Raw genomic sequence first — 6,790 nt, forward strand, 5'->3', positions numbered from 1 at the left:
GGCGGCCAAGCTGCTCCTGCAGTGTGCGGTCCGTGCAAGATGATCGCCCCGATATTGGGTGAGATCGCCGCTGAGCAAGGTGATCACCTGATCATTGCCAAGCTCAACGTCGACGAAAATCCGGAGATCGCCATGCGCTACAACGTGATGAGCATCCCCACACTGTTGATCTTCAATGGTGGTGAGGTGCGCAAGCGTCTTGTCGGTGCCAAGGGCAAAGGTCAGCCACGCCGCTCTCGATGCTGTTCTGCACCGCGAACAGCTTGAACAATCCGCTACAGAAGGACTGCGCGATCAACCGGGGCTGGACCGGCGAGGCGGCGCCCCCGGGCCCCGCGCGGCTTCATCATCGGCTCGGTCTTGGCCTACGAACTGGGCGTCGGCTTCATCCCGATCCGCAAAAAAGGCAAGCTGCCGTTTACCACGGTGGCGGAGAGTTATGAGCTGGAATACGGCAGCGCCACGGTGGAGATCCATGCCGATGCCGTCAAGCCGGGCGAGCGCATCGTGCTGATTGACGATCTGGTCGCCACCGGCGGCACCATGCTGGCGGGAGCGCGGCTGTTGCAGCGCCTGGGCGCCGAGCTGATCGAATGCGGCGCCATCGTCGACCTGCCCGAGCTGGGCGGCTCGGCCAAGCTGCGTGCGGCCGGGCTGCCGCTGTTCAGTTTGCTGGACTTTGACGGCGCTTGAGCCTCCCCTTGGCTTCATCGACAATACGCGCTATGGCCAAACCAATTCCTCGTCTCAGCCCCGATCAAATCAAACGGGTCATCGCTACCGCGTTTGAGGACAAACCGCCCTATAACAAGGTCTTGCAAGAACATGCGATCAGCGAAGGCGAACTGCTGCAGCTGATGAAGCGCGAGCTGACCTCGCCCGCCTACAAGCTCTGGGTCGCCCAGGGCAAGGGCGTCAAGAAGCCGACCGTCAAGTCGACTTTTCCGCACGGGCGCTGAAGCGCCGGCAGCCCCATTGGCATACCCCCCATCAGGGGGTTACTTGTTGTCATAGAGAACGGCGCAAGCGCCGATAGACTCTCCGCGCGGCCCAGCAAGGGCGGCTTAAAACAGGGAGTTTTCTTCATGACCGTCAAATTTTCAGTGGGCCGAGGCCCCTTGGCTTCGGTGTTAGCGGTTGCGGCCTTGAGCGCATGTGGTGGCGGCGGCAGCAGTGAGCCCACGCCGGTGCCGCCGGCGCCCGAAAAGGCATTGGCGTTAACGGCCAGCAACTACCAGGCAGCGGCGCAGCAAGCGGTGACGGCAGGCAATTACCTGATGACGTCGGGCGACTTGTTGAGCGGCGCGCAAGCCAGCGCCGCGCCGTCGGCCATGCAGGCCGCCGTGCAGCAATTCCCCGGCCTGCTGAAGCAGTTCAAGCGCCCGGCCCTGGTGGCCGGCGCGGTCATCAACGAATCCGAGCCCTGCAGCGGCGGCGGCAAGATCGACATCACGACCAATGACATCAACAACAATGGCCAGGCCGATGAAGGCGACAGTGGGGTGATGGTGTTCAGCGCCTGCAAGGAAGATGGCGTGGTGACGGCGGGCCGGATGGAGATCAAGCTGCTCAAGTTGATCGGAGTGTTCGACTCCAGCAGCTTCAGCGCCGTCTTCACGATGAAGCTGGATAACTTCTCCGTCACAACGCCTATAGGCTCCACCACCGGTCAAGGTGAGCTCAAGCTGAGCATTGGCGCGACCAGTCCAAAGGACTCCAGCATTGTGGTCGAGGCTGCCAGCTTCAGCAGCAACGGCCGCTTGGGAACGGTCGACTATCAGCAGACGATGAGCGACTTTGCCATCACCAGCGTCAGCTTTCAGGACAAAAGCCAGGTCTTTCAGGGTGCCGGCCTGCGCGGTACGCTGTCGGGCAGCGCCTTGGAAGGCAAGACGATCGGAATCGAGACGCCGATCTCGTTATTGATCCCGGCCGCACTTGACCACCCGACAGCCGGCAAGGTGGTCATCAAGGGGGCCGCCAACAGCGTCGTGCAAATGACGGTGCAGCCCAATGGCCGGGTGTTGATTGAACTTGACGCCGACGGCAACGGCAGCTTCGAGACCAGCGTCAACAAGGCCTGGAGCGAACTGAACTGATGTGGCGAGCAGCGCTGCTGGCTGCTTGGGTGGCCTTGCCCATCGCCTGGGTGAGGCCCGCGCAGGCGGCCTGTGGCGTCGACGCCGCAGCGCTATCGGCGGGCGCCCAAGACAGCCGCTGGAACGAGCATGACGCTGAGGGTCGGCGTTTGCTGCGCGAGCAGGGGCGGCTGCCCGAGGCCGCATTGGCCTTGAGCGCGGCTTGCGGGTCTTGGTCCGGTGAGCTGTCTTGGCGCCATGCCGTCGGCGAGCGAGATTACGCGGGCCTCAGCAACCGTGGCGCTGCGGTGCAAACGCACAGCAGCCTGCGCATGGATGAATCGACCTTGAGTGTGCAGCGCCCGCTGTTGGGCGGGATCAAGCTGGGCCTGCGGGCGCAGCGCCAAGCGACGCGGCGCGAGCTGGCTTCGACGGGCGCGGTGCTGGGCTACCCGGAGCGGCACCGGCATTGGGTCTATGCACTGGGTGCGCTGGCCGAGGGCGCCGCTTGGGGCGAATCGCGCTGGCGCCTGGCCGCTTGGGTTGGCGGTGGCCCGGGTGGGCGGGTGCGCATTGATCTGCCGATTGCCGACCCAGTGACGCTGCGAACCGGCGTTATGCGGCAGGCCGAACTGCAGCTGCAGTGGCTATCTGCGCCTTGGGCCGAAGGCTGGCGCAGCAGCCTGGGTCTGCGCTGGCGCGGCGAGCGCATTGGCGCGGGTGATGCGACCACGCTGTGGCGGCAAGGGGTGGCGGTGGGCGGCGCCTTGCAGCCAAGGCATGAGCTGCGCAGTGCGGGGCTTGAGGTGGGGGTGCTGCGTACGTTTTGAGCCCACTGGCCAAACCTGCAGCCGCCGATGCGCGGCGCTCTCTGGCGCCTCGGGGTGATGGGCGGCCCGCCATCCAGGCAAAAAAGTATTCAGCCAGGATGAAGGGGACGAAGGGGATGGATGGGATGAAGGCCAAAGCCAAACAACAAAAAAGCCCGCGCAAGCACACTGTGCTTGCGCGGGCTCAGCCGCTGCGCTGTGCGCGGGCTCAGCCGCTGCGCTCGTAGGCGCCGCGTCCTTCGCCAGCCACACCGCAGCGCGCAGGCGCTGCGCTGTGCGCGGGCTCAGAACTTGTAGTTGGCACCCAGCAAGACTGTGCGGCCCCACTTGATGTACTCCAGCGGCCTATCCTTGGTGCCGGCATAGGTCTGGTTGGCGGCATCACCCAAGTTGGTGACTTGCAACAGCAGGCCTAAGCCCTTCAGGCTGCCTTGGTTGAAGTTGTAGCCGATTTGCGCGTCGGTGATGCTCTCGCCCACCACATAACGCACGGTCCGGTTGCCATTGAAGTTGCCGATTTCACCGATGAAGTCGGAGCGCATGCGCTGGCTGATACGGGCCTCAAAGCCCGAGTTCTCATAGTAGAAAGTCAGGTTGGCGACATTCTTGGAGAGGCCCGGCAAGGTGATGTCAGCCTCACCGACAGCGCTGACGCTGCCTGGATCAGGTTTGATCTTGATATTGCTGGTGGTGTAGCTGTAGCTGGCGGTCAAGCCAAAGCCATTCATCACCGGGCTCAACAAATTGAAGGGCAATGAGGCTGACACCTCAACCCCTTGCAGCTTGCCACCGTTGCCATTGAAGGCCGAGCGGTATTGGCCCTTGGTTTGCGCAGGCGGCGAGCCGGGTCCCGGTACAAAGCCGGCCACGAATGGCGAGAAATCGACTTCGCGGCTGTCTTCGTAGATATAGGTCTTCAAGTCCTTGTAGTAACCGGCCACGGCCACATAGGCCTTGGTCGCGTAGTATTTCTCGTAGGACAGATCGAAGGCATTGGCCTTCCAAGGATCCAGGCGCGGGTTGCCGCCGTTGGCGCTGGGCTTGCCGCTGGCCTTGTCGATGTCGAAGTCCAAAGCGGCACGCAGCTGGTCAACCCGCGGACGGGCGGTTTGCACGGCAGCACCGAAGCGGACGTTCTGGTCATTGCCCAGGCCGAACACCAGGTTCATGCTGGGCAACACCTCGGTCATGGTCTTGCCGTCGCTGAATGGCTTGACTTCCTGGCCGGCTGGTGCGGTGCCGTCCCAGTAGTTGGCGCTGGAGGATTGGTCAATATGCTGAACCTGCACACCGATATTGCCGCGCAAGCTCACGCCGCCGCTCAGCGTCGAGTCCAGATTGGCCATCGCGTAGCCGGTGCTGGTCTTCTCGTAGACATTCCAGGCCTTGGCGATCAGGTAGGCCGCCGAGGTCTCGCTGGGGTTGAAGGTCATGTACTTGGCGACCGAGCCCGGCACATTCCAGGCCGGGATGGACGCCAGATTGGACCCCGCAAAGCCGAGGTCGACCGGCGCGTACTGCAGCTCCGACGCGATGGTGGTTTCGCCCTGCGCACCGAGGTTGATATTGCCCTCGGGCTGACGCTTCTTCTTCGAACGATCGGCGTAGTTGAAGCCGATATCGAAGTCGGCCAAATAGCCGCTCATGGACTCCGGCGCCGGGATTTTGCCGGCCAGCTTGAAGCTCTTCAGCTCGTCTTCCACGCTGGGCGTGCGGCCGTAACCGGAGCCGTAAATGCTGTTGCGCAGAAAGAGCTTGCTCGGGTCCGAGTAGTTGCGCGCCGGATTCATGGTCATGAAGCCGTCGTTCGGGAAGGCCACGGTCAGCACATCCAACTGCTTGTACGGCATCAACTGGGTGTTGTTCTCAAGGTAGAGCTCATCGCGCGTGGCCTTGGAGTAGCCGAGGTCGGCCACCATGGAGGCGCCGCCGAGCTTGAAGGCATTGTTCCAGCCGATCGCCTTGATATCGTCTTCACGCTTGTTGTATTGGCCGCGCACCAGCGGGTAGACATTGGTGACGACGCCGCCGACCACCGTGTTGCTGGCGTTGACGGTGGACGAGTTCCAGTTACAAGCCGGCTGGCAAGGGTAGTCGCCGTTGTAGTAGAGATGCGACTCGAACTGGTTGGACGTGTCTTCCTTGGTGGCCCGCGAGGCAAATAGATCCACGGTGCTGCTGAAGTCGGCCGAGGGCTTCCACTCCAGCGTCGCCATCAGGCCATCACGCTTGGTCTCGCCGGTGCGACGCAGCGCCTTGACACCGTCGGTCAGGTAGGCGCCCGCGACCACACCGGGGCGCTTGCCGCCGTCCGAGGGGTTGGCAAAGAAAGGCTCATAGGTGCCGGTCTGGTTTTCTTGTACCGGCGTTTCTTGGTGCGCGAAACCGATCGCCAGGCCAATCGTGCGGTTGGCAAATTGATCGATATAGCTGGCGCTGAAGCGGTTGCCGCGATCGGATGCGTTGGCGGCCGAACCCAGCGAGTTCTGGCTCGCGCGGGCGTTCAAGGCCACCACCGACTTGCCGAAATTCAAGGGCCGCACGGTCTGCATATCCATCGTGCCGGACAGGCCCTGACCGACCATGGCGGCGCTCGGCGTCTTGTACACGGTCACACCGCTCAGCAGCTCGGACGGGTACTGGTCAAACTCGACCGAACGGTTGTCGCCGGTGGAGACCAACTCGCGGCCATTCAGCAAGGTGGTGGCGAAGTCGGGCGACAAGCCGCGCACGCTGATCACCTGCGCGCTGCCGGCCGAACGCTGCGACGACAAACCCGGCAGGCGCGAGATCGACTCGGCGATGCTGTTGTCGGGCAGCTTGCCGATGTCTTCGGCGGAGACCGCCTCGACGATATTGTCCGAATTCTTCTTGATCGAGATGGCCGCCTCAATGCCGCGGCGGATACCGGTCACGGTGACGGTCTCCAGCGTGTTGGGCGTGACCGGGGCCGTCTGGGCAAAGCCAGCCGAGGCAAAAGCCAACAAACCGCAGCCGATGGCCACCGGTTTGATCTTGAAAATTTCGCGCTGCAGTGCGGACAGCTGCTTGCGCTTCTCTGCGGAAGTACTCATTGATTTGTCTCCTCAAGCGTCAATAAACAAAGGGTGGACCTAGACAACTCAGGGGTTGTGTGAAGGGATGGAGATCCGAACGTCTCAAGCTCATTTGTACCAAAACTAGATTTTGTTCATACAAACGTAAACCCTAGTCGTTGCTTTACTACTACCTATTTCATCGAAACTACAGTAAAAATACCCGGGTTTACCCTAGGTTGCGTCGGTTAATTGGGCAATAAACCACTTGAAGATCGATTCCCGATGTCAAAAATGTAGCGTGACTACATTTCTTTCTGCGGAGCACCATGGATGGAAATTGCATCTGCGTCAATCATGCTGCTGCTCAAGTGCCAGCGCCGTCCCACTCAGCGCCGCCAGGGTGTCGGTGATCAAGGCGGTCGGGATAGTGGCCAGATAGTCGCGAAAGCGTCCCTTGGCTTCGAAGCGCTCGCGAAAGCGCGAGGCAAAGAAGCGCTCGCCCAGGCGAGGCACGATGCCGCCGCCGATATAAACGCCGCCGCGCGCACCCAAGGTCAGTGCCACATTGCCGGCAAAGCCCCCGAGCAAGGCGCAAAACACATCCAGGGTTTCGGTGCAGATCGCGTCCGCACCCGCCAAGCCGCGCTCAACGATCAACTCGGCACTGAGTGCTTGGTAGTCCGGCGCCGCACGCACCGCCGCCACCGCGCCATGCAACAGCGGCAAGCCAATGCCGGACAGCAAACGCTCGGCTGAGACATGCTCGAAGCTGCGCCGCATATGCGCGAGCAATTCGCTCTCGAAGGCATCCGCAGGCGCCAGCGTCATGTGCCCACCTTCGCCC

The 6,790-nt window shown here is 62.3% G+C and carries 6 protein-coding genes and 1 pseudogene; 5 read left to right on the forward strand and 2 right to left on the reverse strand.

Annotated elements, in window-relative coordinates; translation table 11 throughout:
* From RMO57_RS11400 to RMO57_RS11420, 5 genes and pseudogenes are all read left to right on the forward strand, one after another.
* The coding region (locus RMO57_RS11400; protein WP_310386703.1) for a thioredoxin family protein at positions 1-267 on the forward strand (267 nt) is incomplete at its 5' end.
* A gap of 69 nt (positions 268-336) precedes the next feature.
* Positions 337-693, forward strand: a pseudogene (locus RMO57_RS11405) (adenine phosphoribosyltransferase); the annotation flags it as partial.
* Between the two features lie 32 nt (positions 694-725).
* Entirely contained in the window at positions 726-959 is a 234-nt protein-coding gene (locus RMO57_RS11410; protein WP_310386705.1) for a DUF2805 domain-containing protein, read from the forward strand.
* A 126-nt stretch (positions 960-1,085) separates the two neighbouring features.
* Positions 1,086-2,099, forward strand: coding sequence for a hypothetical protein (locus tag RMO57_RS11415; protein ID WP_310386707.1), 1,014 nt, complete (start codon positions 1,086-1,088; stop codon positions 2,097-2,099).
* A complete protein-coding gene (locus RMO57_RS11420; protein WP_310386709.1) occupies positions 2,099-2,908 on the forward strand; it encodes a hypothetical protein in 810 nt (269 codons plus the stop codon). The genes RMO57_RS11415 and RMO57_RS11420 overlap by 1 nt, the downstream gene beginning before the upstream one ends.
* A 284-nt stretch (positions 2,909-3,192) precedes the next feature.
* Here the strand turns inward: RMO57_RS11420 and RMO57_RS11425 are convergent, their stop codons facing one another.
* Both RMO57_RS11425 and RMO57_RS11430 read right to left on the reverse strand, forming a co-directional pair.
* On the reverse strand, positions 3,193-5,982 hold the full coding sequence (locus RMO57_RS11425; RefSeq protein ID WP_310386710.1) for a TonB-dependent receptor: 2,790 nt from the start codon (positions 5,980-5,982) through the stop codon (positions 3,193-3,195).
* 312 nt (positions 5,983-6,294) lie between these two features.
* On the reverse strand, positions 6,295-6,790 hold a 496-nt coding region (locus RMO57_RS11430), incomplete at its 5' end, for a glucokinase (protein WP_310386712.1).

Origin of the sequence: Roseateles sp., from assembly GCF_031397715.1 — a bacterium.
Lineage (GTDB): Bacteria > Pseudomonadota > Gammaproteobacteria > Burkholderiales > Burkholderiaceae_C > Paucibacter_A.